This window comes from Xanthobacter luteus (genome assembly GCF_040049235.1).
Lineage (GTDB): Bacteria > Pseudomonadota > Alphaproteobacteria > Rhizobiales > Xanthobacteraceae > Xanthobacter.
In genome coordinates, this window is record NZ_JBDZDO010000001.1 from 1,320,879 (window position 1) to 1,337,036 (window position 16,158).

The window sequence follows — 16,158 nt, forward strand, 5'->3', positions numbered from 1 at the left end:
TCGGGGGTTCGAATCCCTTCCGCGGCACCATTTCACCATCCAGACACGTCCAACCGGTCCGATAGGCGTTGAAAATCAAAGGTTTTTGCCATTGAGGCGTCCGGTCTCGTCGGCCTTGGTCCCGTCGCATCCGGAAACATTGGGGGGATTTTTGGGGGTATCGCATCGCCACCCCCAAGAGCGATACCCCCAGATGCCGCTTACCGACCTTGCCCTTCGCAACGCCAAGCCGGTGGAAAAGCCCTATAAGCTTGCCGCCCCCGCCCTAAAGACCTGCGGACTTGGCTCCCAGCGGCTGTCCATGCGCGTCGAGCGGATGGTGCAGGGCGGGCGGACGATGGGGCGCAACCAGGATCGGCGGCTCATCAGGGCGCGGCAAGCGCGAATTCCCCCCGGATGCGACCGGCATCATATCGTCGCCTTCCTGATGCCAACGCCTCCGCACGGCCGCGGCACCCGCCAGTAAAGCGCCCCTGGATGCGCCGTGGCCTGCGGCGCGGGCATGCGGAGGGTCTGACACCGCTACTGCCACATGCTTCGCAGACGGGCACCCACGTCGATCTTGACGTGCCGGACCGCGCCGTTTCCGGCCTCTTGGGCACCGGCCTTCGGCCAAGACACAGGCTGGAAGTGCGCAAGAACGGATTTCGGAATGAAGCGCGTGCGCGCGGCATAGACGTGCCGATCGCCTTTGGCATGCTGGCCGTGGACGAAGAAACGCTGCGGCGTGACGAGATGCAGGGCATCCCGCGCCCGCGTCATGGCCACATAGAGCAGCCGTCGCTCCTCCTCCAGCTCGTCGGTCTGGCCCGCGCCGAGGTCGGAGGGAATGCAGCCATCGACCACGTTCATGACGAAGACGGACTTCCACTCCTGGCCCTTGGCCGAATGGATTGTGGAGAGGATGAGATAGTCCTCGTCCAGCAGCGGCACGCCCGCCTGGTCGCTGGTGGCATCGGGCGGATCGAGCGTCAGCTCGGTCAGGAACCGCTCGCGTGAGCCGTATCCGGCCGCGATCTGCTCCAGTTGGGTCAGATCCGCCGCGCGCATGCTGGCATCCTCGTGGATGCGCTCGAGATGCGGCTCGTACCAGAGCCGCGCCAGCTCGATCTGCGCGGGCCAGGCCGCCTTGGAAATCCCCTGAAGCGTCGCGACCAGCTGGCTCCAGGCATCGCCCGCCTTCGCCGGGGCCTGCACCTCCGACAGGGCAGCAATGGGGTCCGGCTGGTCGGCGACCCGATCGAGGATCTTCTGGGCCGAGGCCGGGCCGAGACCGGGCAGCAGTTGCAGGAGGCGGAAGCCCGCGATGCGGTCGCGTCCGTTCTGGGCAAAGCGCAGGACCGCCAGCAGGTCCTTCACATGGGCCGCATCGAGGAACTTCAGCCCGCCGAACTTCACGAACGGAATGTTTCGGCGGGTGAGTTCCACCTCCAGCGGCCCGGCATGGCTGGAGGTGCGGAACAGCACCGCCTGCTGCTTCAGGGCCGTGCCCCCTTCCCTGTTGTCCAGCACGCGGTCGGCGATGAAGCGGGCCTGCTCCATCTCGTCGCGCACGCTCACCAGTTCCGGCTTCTCGGCGGAGGCGCGATCGGTCCAGAGGTTCTTGGTGAAGCGCTCGCTGGCAAGGCCGATGACGGCGTTGGCGGCCGCGAGGATCGGCTGGGTGGAGCGATAGTTCCGCTCCAGCGTGACCACCTGCGCGGGCGGGTGGAAATGGCCGGGAAAGTCCAGGATGTTGCGCACCGTCGCCGCGCGGAAGGCATAGATGGACTGGGCGTCGTCGCCCACCACCGTGAGCCCGCGGCCATCGGGCTTGAGGCCGAGCAGGACGCAGGCTTGCAGGCTGTTCGTGTCCTGATACTCGTCCACCATCACATGGTCGAAGCGTGCGCCCATGTCCCGTGCGATCGCCGGCTCGGTGACGAGCTGCGCCCAATAGAGCAGAAGATCGTCGTAATCGAGCACGTTCTGCGCCTGCTTGGCCTCGACATAGGCGCGAAAGAGCTGCTTCAGCTCGTCATGCCAGCCGGCGCACCACGGGAAGGCGCGGGCCAGAACCTCCGCCAGCGGCTGGGTGGAATTGACCACGCGGGAATAGATGGCCAGACAGGTGCCCTTGGAGGGAAAGCGGGACTGGGTCTTGGAAAATCCGAGCTCGTGCCGAATGAGGTTCATGAGATCGGCGGCATCCTCCCGATCATGGATCGTGAAGGCGGGGTCGATCCCCATCTGCTCCGCATAGTCCCGCAACAGCCGGGCGCCGATGCCGTGGAACGTGCCCGCCCAGGTCAGGGCCTCCGTCAGGACTCTGCCCCGTCCCGCCAGCACCTTGTTGCAGATGCGCTCCACGCGCTTTGTCATCTCGGCGGCGGCACGCCGGGAGAATGTCATGAGCAGAATGCGGTTCGGATCGGCGCCGGCCACGATCAGATGGGCCACCCGATGGGCCAGGGTGTTGGTCTTGCCCGACCCGGCGCCGGCAATGATGAGAAGCGGCGAGGCGGCCGGCACCGCGCCCTCCGCCACGCCATGTTCGACCGCACGCCGCTGCTCGGGATTGAGATCGTCCAGATACGCCGTCGCTGCCCCCACCGGTCCCAATCCCATGGCTAAGATTGGCGACCAGCCTTGCAGATTCTTGTTTTGTTCGCAATGTCGGCCTGCTCTGGCCGGTCACGTGCGCCAACCCGCGGCGGATCCGGCTGGCGGACGAGGACACTGCGCTCTTGATCATCGCCGTCGCGCCAGAACCCGGCATGGGCTGCGCTGTCCGATCCGGCCGTGGGCCGCCGAACTGGAAGCGCGGGGCGCCGGCGCGGGCCTGTCGGGACGCCTGCGCGTCTCGGCGGCGACCACCTTCGCGCGCCTGCTCATCGTTCCGCGCTTGCCGCAATTCCTCGCCCGTCATCCCGACATCGAAATCGACGTGCTGCTCGATGACCGGGTCATTGATCTCGTCTCCGAGGGCATCGGTCTGGCCCTGCGGATGGGCGAGCTCACCGATTCCGCCGCCATCGCCCGGCGCATCGCCCGCGGGCGGCGCTCGGTGCTCGCCACGCCCGCTTATCTCGCCCGTGCGGGCACGCCCCTGGCTCCGGCCGATCTCGCGATCCACGAGGCGATCGTCTACAGCCAGCTCGGCGCCAGCTGGACCTTTCGCCGGAACGGCACGGAGGCCTCGGTCGCGGTGCGGGGACGCGTGCGCCTGAGCGCGGCGGAGGGCATCCGCGCCGCCGTGCTCGCCGACATGGGGCTGACGGTCAATTCCGACTGGATGTTCGCACCCGAGCTGGAGACCGGCGCAGTGCGGCGCGTGCTGGAAGACTGGGAGCTTCCGCCGGTCGATCTGTGGGCCGTGTTCCCGACAGGACGTCTCGCCAGCGCCAAGGCGCGCGCGTTTGCGGACTGTGTGGAGCGCATCTTGGGCCAGTGAATCTGATCGACCGAAGCCCGCGTCTCCATCAACTGCTTGCCGCTTGCCGCTTGCCGCGGGGGCCAAACGACCTGCGGGCGCCGCGCGACGTTGCGCCGCCGGAATGTCGCCGGCGGCAGGCCGTCGATCACCCGCGCGCACGGGAATGAGTTGCGCGCGGCGGCTGCCGCGGTAGCCTTGCGGCCGAATCCAACATCGAGGCCTTGATGATCAATCCGCGGCCGGAACCGGTCGGAGTTCAGATTCTCCGTTCCAACAACCGGACCCACATCGTCCGCGAGGTGGCGCGGCAATCGGGAATCTCCCGCTCGGAGATCGCCAAACGCATCAACCTCACCGAGGCGGCCGTCTCGCGCATCAGCCGCGACCTGATCGACCAGGGGCTGATCCGGGAGGTGGGCGAGATCGTTGTCTCGCGGCCGGGACGGCGCCATATCGGCCTCGAGCTCAATCCCGGCGGCGCCTACGTGCTGTCCGCCTGCCTCGCCATCTCGGAACAGACCCTCAGCCTCGTCAATCTCGCCGGCGAGGCGATCCGGACCGAACCGCTGGCGGAGGTCCTCAATCTCGACGGCGAGGCGGTGGTCGGCTACATCGCCGACCAGTCGCGCAAGATCCTGCGCGCCGCCCGCCTGCCGCGCGAGCGGGTGCTGGGCATGGGCGTGGTGACGGCGGGGGCGGTCGATCACGGCCGTGGCACGGTCCTCGTCTCCTCCATCAAATCCCTGACCGCATTGTCCGTCGGCCCGGCGCTGGAACAAGCCCTCGGCATTCCGGTGCGCATCGAGACCATCGGCAATGCGATCAACAGCGCGGAAGCCTACCACCGCAAGGACTCCGCCCCCGGCCAACCGGCCGTGGAGATGCTCGTCCACATCGCCCTCGGCCTCGGCGCCAGCGTGATGATCGATGGCCGGCCCTATCGCAGCACGCAGGATGAGCGTCTGCTCGGCCATACCCCCGTGCCTGGCTCCAGCAGGCGGTGCGGCTGCGGCGCGATCGGCTGCCTGACCACGCTCGCATCGGGCCATGCGCTGCTGCGCCAGCTTTCGGTGGAACACGCAATGCCGCCCACGGACGGCGACGATGTCAGCCGCGAGATGACCGCCATCGTGAATGCCGTGCGGCGCGCCAACGAGGGCGATCCCGCCTGGGCCAGCCTGTTCCACGATGCGGGCATGGCGCTCGGGCTTCAATTGGCGCCGGCCAGCAGCGTCATGCCGCCCCAGCGGGTGACGCTGGCCGGACCCATGCCCCAGGCGCGCGCCTATGTGGACGGGGTGCGGGCCGGCCTCATGGAGACCTATGGCCGCGTCCATCAGGTGGCGCCCGAGGTCCACGTATCGCAGACCGGCTACACGCGCGCCGCGGAAATCTTTGCCTTGGCCGAATTCCTGTTCGCGGCCTGAAGGCGCGCGGCCTCGACCTCGCCCGGCCTTGGACGGCGTTGCGCGGCCTTGCACGGCCGGCGGTTTTCCCATTTAATTGTCGCCAGCAACCAAATGGGTGGCCGCATGCAATTCGTCGATCTCAGCCGCGAAATCTACCACAAGATGCCGCGGCTCCTGAACCATCCGTCCATCGTCATCACGCCCTACAGCACCCATGACGAGATCCGCGAGGCGGAGGGCGTGAAATTCTCCTCGGCCACCTTGTCCCTGGCGATCGGCGACCATGCCGGCACGCATGTGGACGCGCCGGTGCACTTCAACGCCGCGCCCGGCGCCAAGGCGATCCACGAGCTGCCGCTGGAGGACTTCTATCTCGAAGCGGTCTGCCTCGACCTGTCGCACAAGGAGCTCAAGTCGGACATCTCGATCGCCGATCTTGAGGCTGCGGAGAAGGCGGCCGGCGTGACCATCGGGCCGCGGGACATGGTCCTGCTGCACATGAACTTCTACAACCGCTGCTACGACACGCCCGGCTATCTCACCGACTTCCCCGGCCTGACCAAGGAATCCGCCGAGTGGCTGGGGGCGAAGAAGATCGCCATGTTCGGCGTCGAGGCGGTCAGCCCCGGCCGGCCGGGCAAGAACAATTTCGAGGTCCACATGGTCTGCCGCGACATGGGCTTCACCCATGTGGAGGGGCTCGTGAACATGGAGGCCCTGATCGGCAAGGGGCGGTTCCGGTTCATCGGCTTTCCGCTGAAGATCCGCGGCGGCACCGGCAGCCCGATCCGTGCGGTGGCGATCCTCGATCAATGAGCCCGACCGGCGCTCCCTGGCGCCTCACGGCCGCCGAGCTGGCGGCGGCTTATGCCGCAGGCGAGACCGACCCGGTCGCGGCGCTGGAGAGCTGCCTCGGCCGGCTCGACGCGGTGAACGGCGCGCTCGTGGCGGTCGTCACGCCGGACGCCGCAGGCGCGCGGGCCGCGGCCGCGCAGTCGCGCGCGCGCTGGCGGCGCGGGGCGCCTTTGTCGGACCTCGACGGCGTGCCGGTCACGATCAAGGACAATCTGTTCGTGCGCGGGCTGCGCGCCACCTGGGGCAGCCGGCTCTACGCGGATTTCGTGGCGCCGGAAGACGATCTGCCGGTCGCACGCCTGCGGGCGGCGGGCGCGATCATCCTCGGCAAGACCAATACGCCCGAGCTGTCGCTGGCCGGCTTCACCTCCAACGCGCTGTTCGGCTCGACCGCCAATCCCTGGGACCCGCGCCTGTCGCCCGGCGGCTCCAGCGGCGGCGCCGTAGCTGCGGTCGCCGCCGGCATCGCGCCGATCGCGCTCGCGACCGATGCCGGCGGCTCGACCCGGCGGCCGGCGAGCCATGCGGGGTGCGTCGGCCTCAAGGCCTCCATCGGGCGGATCCCGCGGGGCGCCGGCTTTCCCGCCCTCACCGGCGATCTGCAGACCATCGGCGTCATCGCGCGCAGCGCCGAGGACCTGCGCTCGGTCATGGATTGCATCGCCCGCCCCGGCCGGACGGCTCACGCGGCCGGCCGGTCACGGCTGATCGGCGCCTTTAGCGACCTGCCCGGCTGGCCGCTCGATGGACAGGTCCGCCGCAGCTACGCGCAGGCCATCGGCCACCTGGAGCGCCTCGGCCACAGCGTGCGCACGATCCCGGCACCCTACGATCCCGACGCGGTCAACGCCCTGTTCAGCACCCTGGCCGCGGCCGGCGTGGCGCGGACGGTGCGGCGGTTTTCCGACTGGCAGCAGCGCGTCACCGCGCCGATCGCCGCTTTGGCGCAGACCGGCGCGGCGCTGGGGGCCGCCGACTATGTGGATGCGCTCGACGCGGTGGCGGCGCTGCGCCGCCGTCTGGAGGCGCTGTTCGAGGGGCTCGACATGCTCCTGACGCCGACCGCGGCGGCGCTGCCCTGGCCGCGGGAAGAGCCCTTTCCCGCGACCATCGACGGGCAGAGTGCCTCCGCGCGGGCCTCGGCGGTCTTCACCACTTTTGTCAACCTGGCCGGGTTCGCCGCGATCAGCGTTCCCGCGCGCCCCTCGGCGGACGGATTGCCGATCGGCATCCAGCTCGTCGCGCCGGCCGGCGGCGAGGAGGACCTGATCGCCCTGGCGCAGGCCCTCCAGCAGCAAAGCCCCTGGGAGCAGCTGGCGCCGCTATGAGCTCAGCTCGGCGCGCTGCGCTCCGGCAGCATGTCGAGGTCGAGCGCCGCGAGCCAGGCCGGCCCGCCATGGGCCAGCCACAGGGTCGAGGCCAGCGACGCATACGCCTGGTGCACGATGAGATCGCGTTCGCGGAAGGTGTTCTGGGCCGCGCTCGCGCAGATCATGCAGCCGAGATAGGCATTGCCCCACATCAGCGGCGCGAACATCGCCGAGCCGGCGCGGAAAGTCTGCAAAATCTTCACGAAGCTGGTGTGGTGGCCGGTATTGGCGAGAATCAGCGGCTGCTGCGTCGCCGCCACATGGCCGGGATGCCCCAGCTCGAGGGCCACCTTCTCGTGATGCTGGTCGCTGGCGAAATTGACCGGCGCCGTGATGAGGTGAAACCGCCGGTCGGGCGTCAGGATGAACGCCGTGCAGGCGGTCGCCGGCTGGGCGCCGTCGTTGCGCTCGAGGAAGAAGGACGGCAAAGCGCGGGTCACGACCCAGAGCGCCGCTTCCGGCCCGTCGGCGAAGCTGGCTTCGCGCGCCAGCCTGCCGATGCCGATCAGTGCATCCGTGTGATTGTCCAAGGGCCACCTGTTTCAAACCAGACCGCTATTGGTTACTGTCTGTAACGAACTGGCCGGAAATGCAAGCTGCAGCGGCAACGGAGAGGCAATGGCGACCATCGTCCGCATCGACACCTTCCCCGTCGCCATTCCGCTGCGGGCGCCGATGACGCTGGCGAGCGAGACCATCGCCGCCGCGCACAATCTGATCGTGAGCGTCGGCGATTCCGAGGGCAATTGCGGCTGGGGCGAGAGCGCCAGCGCCCCCACCATGAACGGTGAGCTGCTCGCCGGCATGACCGCCGCGGTGCGCCAGCGCATCGCGCCGGCGCTGCTCGACCAGGACTGCGACGGCCTGCCGGCCCTGGAGCAGCGCCTCGATCAGGCCATCCGCGGCAATACCGGGGCCAAGGCCGCCGTCGCCATCGCCCTCGGCGACCTCGCGGCACGCCGCAGGGGCGTTCCCTTCCATGAACTCCTGGGTCCCCGCCGCCAAGATCGCGTCCCGCTGATCGCCATGATCGGCAGTTCCGATCCGATCGGGGAGGTGGCGCGCGCCAAGGCCGAGGGCTTCACTCACTTCAAGATCAAGGTGGGACGCGCCGACATCGCCGCCGACATGCGCCTCACACAGGCGGTCCGCGACGCGATCGGGCCGCAGGCGCATCTGGCGGCCGACGCCAACATGGGCTGGAGCGTCGCCCAGGCCGCCGCCTATCTTGCCGCCGCGACGGACGTGGGCCTCGCTTATCTCGAGCAGCCCGTCGGCGACGCGGACCACGCCGGCTTTCGCACGCTGGCCCAGTCGTCCCGCACGCCGCTCTGCCTCGACGAGGGGCTGCACGCGCTGGGCGATCTGGAGGCCTACGCGCAGAGCGGGGCGATCGGCGGCGCCGGCCTCAAGGCCCTGAAGTTCGGCCCCTTGGGGCGCTTGGTCGCCGCCATCGACCTGATGCGCCGATACCGTCTGGTCCCGGTGGTGGCCAGCAAGATCGCCGAGACCAGCATCGGTTCCGCCGCGAGCCTGCACCTGGCGGCGCTGGCCCATGATGCCAGCTGGGGCGTCAGCCTGACCCACCGATATCTTGCCGCCGACGTCGTCCACGAGCCGCTGCCGGCGGCCGGCGCGGCGCGGGTGCCCACCACGCCGGGTCTCGGCGTCGCTCCCGATGCACAATTGATCCGGCGCCATATGGTGCCGGTCTGACTAAGCGGACGCCATCCGCTGCAGATATTTTGGACGTCTGCGCAAGAAGGCTGCAAATCGCGCCAAAGTAAGCCTGCCTGCCCCATTCCGTCCTTGACGCCCCGCGCGGTGACGCATTTGATTGCCGTCGGTATCCAAACCCTGCGGAGGATCCCCGTCATGGACTTTAGGCACGCGATGAACGTGGTTGCGGCTGTTGCCGTTGCGGCGATGGCCGTGTCGTCGGCCTCTGCGCAGGAGGTCACGTTGCGGTATGCCGGCACATTGCCCGCATCCCACCACATGACCGATGGTCAGAAGCTGTTTGCGAAGCTCGTCGCCGAGAAGACCGGCGGCCAGGTGAAGGTCGAGGTCTATCCTTCCGGCCAGCTCTACAAGGCCCACGACATTCCCACCGCCGTGGCGTCCGGGGCGCTCGACATCGGCGACAATCTCACCAACGTTTGGACCGCCGACGCCATCTCCGAACTCAACGACCTGCCGTTCCTGTTCCGCGACGCGCGACACGCGGCGAAGGCCTGGGCGCCGGGTGGCCAGCTGTTCGAAGCCTACACCAGGAAAATGGCCAAGCGCCGCATGAAGCCGCTCGGCGTCATGTTCTTCGGGTCGCTGTTCGACTTCTCCATGCGCGACCGCGCTTTGGTGCAGGCCGAGGACTTCAAGGGCACGAAGATCCGCAGCTACGGCGCGCTGGCCTCCGAGTCCCTGCGGCTTCTGGGCGCCTCGCCGGTGACCATGGATCCCGGCGAGATGTATCTGGCGATCCAGAGCGGCACCATCGACGGCGCCATCACCGGCGTGTCCTCGATCGATTCCCGCAAGCTCTGGGAGGCCGGCAAGGAGACCACCGTGGCGCAGGTGGCGTTCGGCGTGTTCGCCATGAACATGAATCTCGCCAAGTTCAACTCGCTTTCGGAAAAGAACCAGAAGGCGCTGCTCGAAGCCGGAAAGGAGGCCTTCCTCTGGAGCGTCGATGAATCCATCGCGCGCGACAAGAAGAGCACCGAGTTCCTGCGCACCAAGGGCAATGTGACGATCCTGACCCCCGAGCAGAAGCAGAAGTGGGCGGTCATCCTCGAGCCGGTCTATGCCAGCTGGGGCAAGCGTGCGGATGCCGAGGACATGGCCCTCGTCAAATGGGTGAAGGGTCTGTGAGCGGCAGGGCGCGGCAGGGTTCCTGCCGTGCCCCCGGCGCCGCGCGGGAGGGATGGCGATGTTGAACCTGTTGGACCGGGCGATCGGCTGGATTTCCCTGGCCGCGGCCTTGCTGGCGATCGGCGGGCTCGCCTGCGTGTTCGTTTCGGTGACGTGGGAAGTGATCTCGCGCGACCTGTTGGGCCACGCCACCATCTGGAGCAACGAATTCTCCATCTACGGCGTGATCGCGATCGCCTTTCTCGGCGCCGGACACGTGCTGCGGCTGAACGGGCATCTTGAAGTGGACCTGATCACCGCGCGCCTCAGCAAGCGCGTGCGCGACGGCCTGGGCGCAGCCACCGATCTGGTGGCGGCCGTCTTCTGCGCGCTGGTCGTCCATTCCGGGGTGAGCTTCGTCGAACTGTCCAACATCCTCGGCGCCGTCAGCGTGGGGGAGCTGCGGATCCCGCTCTGGATCCCGCAATCGATCATTCCGGTGTCGTTTCTCGTGCTGACGCTCGAATTCCTCGCGCGAGCCCTCGTCCGGCTGGGTCTTGTCCGCCGCGAGGCCGCGACCTTCAGCTCCGATCCCGTCCTGCCGGTCTGACGGGAGCAGGTCATGGTCCTCGCGCTGATCACAGTCCTGCTGCTCGTGCTCGCCACGGGCATTCCCATCGGCATCGGTCTCGGCATCATCGGGCTCGGTGTGGCCGTGATCCTGGACGGGCCGCACGCTCTGTCCATGCTCGGGCCGACCCTCTATGCGGCGAACAACTCCTTCTTGATCACCGCCATCCCGCTGTTCGTGCTGATGAGCGAGATCCTGCGCCGCGCAGGCGTGACCGAGATCCTGTTCGAGGCGGTCACACGCTGGGTCGGGCACCTACCCGGGGGCCTGGGCGTGTCGACGGTGCTGACCAGCGCCATCGGCGCCAGCATCACCGGCAGCTCGATCGCCAATGCCGCCAGCATGGCCATGGTGGCCATGAAGCCGATGCTCGATCGCGGCTATGACCGCCGCCTGACGTTCGGGCTCATCGCCGCGTCCGGCACGCTGGGTATCCTCATTCCACCCTCGATCCCGCTGCTGCTGTACGGCGCGATCACCGACCAGTCGGTCGGCAAGCTGTTCACCGCGGGCCTCGTTCCCGGCATCGTGCTGACGGTGATGCTGGTCGCGTACGTGATCGTGAGGGCGGTGACGGATTCCACGTTCGTGCCGCTGCCGAAGGCCTCATGGGCGCAGCGATGGGCGCAGACCCGGTATGCGAGCGGCGCCCTGATTCTGCCGGTCGTCATCATCGGCGGAATCTATTTCGGGGTCTTCACCGCGACCGAGGCGGCGGGCGTCGGCGTGCTGTATTCTTTGGTGCTGACCCTGCTGATCTACCGCACCCTGAAGCTGCGGGACCTGTTTTCCGTCTTCATGGACAGCATGACCACCTCCTGCATGATCTTGTTCCTGGTCTCGTGCTCGGTGATCCTCGGCCACGCCGTCACCACGCTTCAGGTCAGCCAGAGCCTGATGTCGCTCATCAACGGCTTCGATCTGTCAGCCACCATGTTCATCCTCGCCGTGATGCTCATGCTGGTCATCCTCGGCTGCATTCTCGAAGTCATCTCGGTGATCTACATCGTCGTGCCGATCCTCTATCCGGCGATGGTGGCACTGGGCATCGATCCGATCTGGTTCGGCATCCTGTTCGTCATCAACATGGAGATCGCCCTGGTGACGCCGCCGGTCGGAATGGTGCTCTATGTGGTCACCGGCATCGCCAGGCGGCCGATCTCCGAAGTCATCTCCGGCGTCATGCCCTTCATCGTCCTGCTTTTCGTGTTCCTGGGACTCATGATCCTGTTTCCGCAGGTCGTGATGTTCCTGCCGGATTCGATCCGATAGGCGCCAGCGCGCCCCCGGAGCCGCAGGCGGTTTCATAAGATCGGCGCGGACATCCCGCATGGCGGGATCCGCAACGGCGCGGGCGCGCGCTGCCGCCCGTTTCGTGGACCAGAAGATGGGCCACGGCACCGGCGCGGCGCGGCGCGACGGCCCTGCCATGCGCTGCCCGGCGCGGCGCCAGCGGCGCATATCGCCACGGCGCCCATTACAATTTGTCATGTCCCGTCGGCCGCAAAGGTCGTTTGAAGCGGCTTGCGCAGGCGCGCAAAGTTGCCGGATGGCGTGGGGTGGCCGTCACCGCGGCCGGCCGCGACGGACGAGGGCCACCACGAGCGCCCGCAAAAAGAAAACGGAGGAAACATGACCCGCCCCTGGTTCGCGATGTCGGCTGCCGCCTTGGCAATGGCGGCATTCCTGCTCGGATCCCCCGTGCGCGCGGAGGAGGCCTACCCCACCAAGCCCATCCGCCTGATCGTCCCGCTGGCCCCCGGCGGCGTGACCGACATGGTCGCCCGTCTCGTCGGCCAGGCCATGACTCGCGACTGGGGCCAGCAGGTCGTCGTGGACAATGTCGCCGGGGCCGGCGGCACGCTCGGCGCCGAAGCGGCCGCCCGCGCCCCCGCGGACGGCTACACCCTGCTCATGGGCACGGTGAGCTCAAACGCCATCAACGCCTCGCTCTACAAGAACCTGCGCTATGACAACATCCGCGACTTCGAGCCGATCTCGCTGGTGGCGATGGGACCCAACATGCTGGTGGTCAATCCCAGCGTGCCGGCGACCACGGTCGCCGAGCTGATCGCCCTGCTGCGCGCGCACCCCAACCAATACAGCTACGGATCGACCGGGGTCGGGACCTCGGTCCATCTCCTGGCCGAGCGCTTCAAGACCATGACCGGCACCACGATGACCCATGTGCCGTACAAGGGCAGCGGCCCGATGACGGTGGACCTCACGGCCGGACACGTGCAGCTGAGCTTCGACAACATGCCGACCGCGCTGGCGCAGGTGAAGGCCGGCAAGCTCCGCGCCCTTGCCGTGACGAGCCCGCAGCGCTGGCCGACCCTGCCCGACGTGCCCACCGTGGCGGAGACGATCCCCGGCTTCGTCGGCATCTCCTGGCAGGGCCTGTTCGCGCCGAAGGGCGTGCCGGAGCCGATCCTCGACAAGCTCTCGGCCGAGGTGCGCAAGATCCTCGCGGAACCCGCCATCAAGGAACGCTTCCTCGAGCTCGGCACCCAGGCCGCCGGCAACACGCGCGCGGAATTCGCAGCCTTCGTTTCGACCGAAACCGGCCGCTGGGCCGAGATGGTCAAGATATCGGGCGCCGGCGTGAACTGAACCCGTCCGGCGGCGTGGCCGCGCGCACCGCGCGGCGGCCTGCCTCACCGATTTGACGTTGCACCCGCGAAGTCGCCCGGCCCAAAATGCCGGGCGAATCTCGGGATGCCAAGAAATCGCGCCGGCAATCGGCGCCATCGGGAGGAAATAGATGAAGTCGCTGCTGTCGGAGCGCGGGACGAAGACCCGTCGCGATGTTCTGGGTGCGGAATGGGTCGACCGCAACCTGGGAAGCACAACCGAATTCGACCGCGCCTGGCAGATGTACGTCACCAACATCAATTGGGCCGGCACCTGGTCACGCAACATCATCCCGCAGCAGCAGCTCAGCCTGATCAATCTCGCCATGCTGGCGGCCTCGGGCCAGATGAAGGAATTCGAGCACCATTTCCGCAACGCGCTGGTGCGCACGAAGGTCCCGCTGCCGCAATTGCGCGAGTTGCTGCTGCACGTGGCCCAGTATTGCGGCATTCCCACCGGCACCGACATGTTTCGCATCGCCCGGCACGTGTTCGCGGAAGAAGGGATCGACCTCTCCACGCTGGAGCCGCTGGACACCGCCTATCTCTACACGCTGGACGCGGACGCCTCCACCTGAGGCGGGGGGGCGGCAGGCCGGCGCGAGACCTCGGAAAGCCATTCGCGGAAGACCTGGATCTTGGGCGCGTCCGCGCGCTCTTGAGGCATCACGAGGTAATAGCCGAGGTCGCGCCGGAGCACGGTGTCGAACGGCTCGATCAGCCTGCCGCTCCTCAGATCGTCCTCCACATAGGAGCGCTGGCCGATGGCGATGCCGAGGTTCGCCCGCGCGCATTCGTAGACGATGCTGAGGTCCTCGAAATACAGATTGTCCCGCTGGTCTTCCGAAAGGTTCGCGCAGCGGCACCATTCGGCCCAGTCGTAGGGACGCAGATTGTGGTGCAGCAGGGTCGCGCCCCGCAGCAGCGCCTGGGGCGAGGTGCAGTCGCGCTGGGCGAAATAGTCCGGACTGCAGATGGGCGACAGCTCGTCGAGGAACAGGAGGTCGCAGCTCCAATGATGCCATTGCCCGCGCCCGTAGCGGATGCCCACGTCGACGGCGTCGCGGTCGAAGTCCACCGGGTCGGACGCCGCGACGAGGCGCACCTCGATCTCCGGATGCTGCCGCTGGAACTGCGGTAGCCGCGGGATCAGCCAACGGATGAAGAAGGTGGTGTAGCCGCGCACCGTGAGCACCGAATGGGTGTGGGTTGCGATCAGGTTGTCGGTCGCGCGGGCGATGCGCCCATAGGCATCCTCCAGCGACTGGGCGAACAGGCGGCTGCCGTGGCTGAGCTGGAGCCCCTGCGCGGTGCGGCTGAAGAGCGGGAAGCCGAGCCGCTGCTCCAAGGCGCGAATGTGACGGCTCACGGCACCCTGGGTGACACCGAGCTCCTCGGCCGCCTTGGTGAAGCTGCAGTGGCGCGCGGCGGCCTCGAACGCCCGAAGCTGGTTCAGGGGCAAAAGACGGCGATGCGGCCTGCTCATGAGTTTAGCTCACATGGTATCGGGACGAAAAATGACTTGTGGCCCCCGCCGATCGCCACCAAACTATTATATATACAACGAAATATCCCACTCAATGGAAAATGTGGGAGCGCGGCAAAGAGCCAGAGGGAAGCATTTTACTCATGCCCGTCGTCATTCAGCCGGGGGAAATGTTGTCCGCCAGAGGGCATCCGCGGGGCGGTGCCTGCCGGCGCCGGATCGGCCCGCGCGCGCTGGCTTCTCCAGCTACGCACTGAATGGAACGCCCAAGCGCACAAGGATCACAGATGCACTCGAACCTCAGCGACGAACAAAGACAGATGGTCTCGACCGTGCGGGATCTGGTCCAATCCGAGTTCAAGCCCGCGGCTCAGAAGTACATGGACGGCACGTTTCCGTGGGAGAATATCCGCAAGCTGGCCGACATCGGTGTGCTTGGCATGTCGGTGCCGCAGGAATTCGGCGGCCTCGGCCTGTCCGTGTTCGACAGCGCCCTGGTGCTCGAGGAGATTGCCAAGGGCTGCTACGTCACCGCCATGGCGGCGCTCGGCGAGGCGGGCGTCCAGACCCGGGTCATCGCCCACTACGCGCCGAAATCGATCCGCGACCGGATCCTGCCGAAGGTGGTGACCGGCGAGTGCATCCTCGCCATCTGCATGACCGAGCCCCATGCGGGCACCGACGTGGCCAATTACCGGACCAATGCGCGCGTGCTCGGCGACCGGGTGGTGCTCAACGGCGTGAAGACGCTCATCAGCCGGGCGCCCGAGGCCGGCATGTTCGTGGTCTTCACCCGCATCGACGGCCGGCCGGGCCGCGAGGGCATCGGCTGCGTGCTGGTGGAGCCCGGCACGCCCGGCTTCGAGGTCACCGGCACCTTCCACACCATGGGCGGCGAGAATCTCCACGAGGTGCAGTTCAACGACTGCGAGCTGCCGCTCGAGAACCTCGCCATCCGCGAGGACGGCTTCAGGAAGCTGCTGTCGGCCTTCAACACCCAACGCTGCCTCAACCCCTCCATCTCGCTCGGCCTCGCCGAAGGCGCGTTCGAGGAGGCGTGCCGCTACGTGCGCGACCGCACCGTGTTCGGCAAGGCGGTGGGCGATTTCCAGGGCGTGCGCTGGAAGCTCGCGGACATGTACCGCGAGATCGAGGCCGGCCGCTCCCTGCTCTACCGGGCCTGCGCGAGCGCCGACCCGTTCCCCGACCCCTTCCTGTCGGCGGTCGCCAAGATCACCTGCAACGAGATGTCGATCCGCGTCACCAGCGAGGCGGTCCAGCTGCATGGCGGCGTCGGCTTCACCGACGAATACGCGGTCTCGCGCTTCTACCGCGGCGCGCGCTACGGCTCGCTCGGCGGCGGCACCTCGGAGACCCTGCGCGATCTGATCGGCAAGAAGATCATGGAGGCCACCGCCTTCGGCGACGACCTGCTGAACTATTGCGCGCCCGGCCAGCGCGTTCCCAGCCCTGCCGAGGCGGCGGGCTTCGTCATGCCGGCGGAGTGAG

The 16,158-nt window shown here is 67.7% G+C and carries 15 protein-coding genes; 12 read left to right on the forward strand and 3 right to left on the reverse strand.

Going from position 1 to position 16,158, the window contains the following annotated elements; all coding sequences use genetic code 11:
• Positions 1-193: 193 nt before the first annotated feature.
• Positions 194-466, forward strand: a complete 273-nt coding sequence (locus ABLE88_RS06490) for a hypothetical protein (RefSeq protein ID WP_348830622.1) — start codon at positions 194-196, stop codon at positions 464-466.
• Positions 467-522: 56 nt separating this feature from the next.
• Here ABLE88_RS06490 and ABLE88_RS06495 read toward each other — a convergent pair whose 3' ends face one another.
• Complete coding sequence (locus ABLE88_RS06495) at positions 523-2,592, reverse strand: ATP-dependent helicase (RefSeq protein ID WP_348830623.1); 2,070 nt, start codon at positions 2,590-2,592, stop codon at positions 523-525.
• Positions 2,593-2,677: 85 nt separating this feature from the next.
• On the opposite strand from ABLE88_RS06495, the gene ABLE88_RS06500 reads away from it, so the two are divergent.
• From ABLE88_RS06500 to ABLE88_RS06515, 4 genes are all read left to right on the forward strand, one after another.
• The gene (locus ABLE88_RS06500; RefSeq protein WP_348830624.1) at positions 2,678-3,433 is read left to right on the forward strand and encodes a substrate binding domain-containing protein; all 756 of its coding nucleotides are present in this window, start codon (positions 2,678-2,680) and stop codon (positions 3,431-3,433) included.
• 206 nt (positions 3,434-3,639) lie between these two features.
• Complete coding sequence (locus ABLE88_RS06505; RefSeq protein ID WP_348830625.1) at positions 3,640-4,842, forward strand: ROK family transcriptional regulator; 1,203 nt, start codon at positions 3,640-3,642, stop codon at positions 4,840-4,842.
• Between the two features lie 105 nt (positions 4,843-4,947).
• Positions 4,948-5,640 carry a cyclase family protein gene (locus tag ABLE88_RS06510; RefSeq protein WP_348830626.1) on the forward strand — a complete coding sequence of 231 codons (693 nt, stop codon included), beginning with the start codon at positions 4,948-4,950 and terminating at the stop codon, positions 5,638-5,640.
• Positions 5,637-7,007, forward strand: a complete 1,371-nt coding sequence (locus ABLE88_RS06515; protein WP_348830627.1) for an amidase — start codon at positions 5,637-5,639, stop codon at positions 7,005-7,007. Before ABLE88_RS06510 ends, ABLE88_RS06515 begins: the two co-directional genes overlap by 4 nt.
• A 2-nt stretch (positions 7,008-7,009) precedes the next feature.
• Here the strand turns inward: ABLE88_RS06515 and ABLE88_RS06520 are convergent, their stop codons facing one another.
• Entirely contained in the window at positions 7,010-7,579 is a 570-nt protein-coding gene (locus ABLE88_RS06520; protein WP_348830628.1) for a GAF domain-containing protein, read from the reverse strand.
• An 88-nt stretch (positions 7,580-7,667) separates the two neighbouring features.
• On the opposite strand from ABLE88_RS06520, the gene ABLE88_RS06525 reads away from it, so the two are divergent.
• From ABLE88_RS06525 to ABLE88_RS06550, 6 genes are all read left to right on the forward strand, one after another.
• Positions 7,668-8,765 (forward strand): mandelate racemase/muconate lactonizing enzyme family protein, encoded by a 1,098-nt coding sequence (locus ABLE88_RS06525; RefSeq protein WP_348830629.1) that lies wholly within the window; start codon positions 7,668-7,670, stop codon positions 8,763-8,765.
• A gap of 210 nt (positions 8,766-8,975) precedes the next feature.
• Positions 8,976-9,920 (forward strand): TRAP transporter substrate-binding protein, encoded by a 945-nt coding sequence (locus ABLE88_RS06530; protein WP_348831101.1) that lies wholly within the window; start codon positions 8,976-8,978, stop codon positions 9,918-9,920.
• Between the two features lie 52 nt (positions 9,921-9,972).
• Entirely contained in the window at positions 9,973-10,509 is a 537-nt protein-coding gene (locus ABLE88_RS06535) for a TRAP transporter small permease (protein ID WP_348830630.1), read from the forward strand.
• A gap of 12 nt (positions 10,510-10,521) precedes the next feature.
• A complete protein-coding gene (locus ABLE88_RS06540; protein ID WP_348830631.1) occupies positions 10,522-11,802 on the forward strand; it encodes a TRAP transporter large permease in 1,281 nt (426 codons plus the stop codon).
• Between the two features lie 360 nt (positions 11,803-12,162).
• Entirely contained in the window at positions 12,163-13,143 is a 981-nt protein-coding gene (locus ABLE88_RS06545) for a Bug family tripartite tricarboxylate transporter substrate binding protein (RefSeq protein WP_348830632.1), read from the forward strand.
• A 151-nt stretch (positions 13,144-13,294) separates the two neighbouring features.
• A complete protein-coding gene (locus tag ABLE88_RS06550) occupies positions 13,295-13,741 on the forward strand; it encodes a carboxymuconolactone decarboxylase family protein (protein WP_348830633.1) in 447 nt (148 codons plus the stop codon).
• Here ABLE88_RS06550 and gcvA read toward each other — a convergent pair.
• Positions 13,711-14,649, reverse strand: coding sequence for a transcriptional regulator GcvA (gene gcvA, locus ABLE88_RS06555; protein WP_348830634.1), 939 nt, complete (start codon positions 14,647-14,649; stop codon positions 13,711-13,713). The two genes, ABLE88_RS06550 and gcvA, sit on opposite strands and share 31 nt — an antisense overlap.
• A 287-nt stretch (positions 14,650-14,936) precedes the next feature.
• Here gcvA and ABLE88_RS06560 point away from each other — a divergent pair, with 287 nt between their 5' ends.
• Positions 14,937-16,157: an acyl-CoA dehydrogenase family protein gene (locus ABLE88_RS06560; protein WP_348830635.1), complete on the forward strand. Its 1,221-nt coding sequence runs from the start codon at positions 14,937-14,939 to the stop codon at positions 16,155-16,157.
• Position 16,158: the final 1 nt, after the last annotated feature.

Excerpts from the sequence above, each read along its gene's own strand:
- ABLE88_RS06545 (WP_348830632.1), top strand. The coding sequence starts at position 12,163 with ATGACCCGCCCCTGGTTCGCGATGTCGGCTGCCGCCTTGGCAATGGCG.
- ABLE88_RS06530 (WP_348831101.1), top strand. The coding sequence starts at position 8,976 with ATGGCCGTGTCGTCGGCCTCTGCGCAGGAGGTCACGTTGCGGTATGCC.
- ABLE88_RS06510 (WP_348830626.1), top strand. The coding sequence starts at position 4,948 with ATGCAATTCGTCGATCTCAGCCGCGAAATCTACCACAAGATGCCGCGG.
- ABLE88_RS06535 (WP_348830630.1), top strand. The coding sequence starts at position 9,973 with ATGGCGATGTTGAACCTGTTGGACCGGGCGATCGGCTGGATTTCCCTG.
- gcvA (WP_348830634.1), bottom strand. The coding sequence starts at position 14,649 with ATGAGCAGGCCGCATCGCCGTCTTTTGCCCCTGAACCAGCTTCGGGCG.
- ABLE88_RS06525 (WP_348830629.1), top strand. The coding sequence starts at position 7,668 with ATGGCGACCATCGTCCGCATCGACACCTTCCCCGTCGCCATTCCGCTG.
- ABLE88_RS06560 (WP_348830635.1), top strand. The coding sequence starts at position 14,937 with ATGCACTCGAACCTCAGCGACGAACAAAGACAGATGGTCTCGACCGTG.
- ABLE88_RS06540 (WP_348830631.1), top strand. The coding sequence starts at position 10,522 with ATGGTCCTCGCGCTGATCACAGTCCTGCTGCTCGTGCTCGCCACGGGC.
- ABLE88_RS06515 (WP_348830627.1), top strand. The coding sequence starts at position 5,637 with ATGAGCCCGACCGGCGCTCCCTGGCGCCTCACGGCCGCCGAGCTGGCG.
- ABLE88_RS06490 (WP_348830622.1), top strand. The coding sequence starts at position 194 with ATGCCGCTTACCGACCTTGCCCTTCGCAACGCCAAGCCGGTGGAAAAG.
- ABLE88_RS06550 (WP_348830633.1), top strand. The coding sequence starts at position 13,295 with ATGAAGTCGCTGCTGTCGGAGCGCGGGACGAAGACCCGTCGCGATGTT.
- ABLE88_RS06505 (WP_348830625.1), top strand. The coding sequence starts at position 3,640 with ATGATCAATCCGCGGCCGGAACCGGTCGGAGTTCAGATTCTCCGTTCC.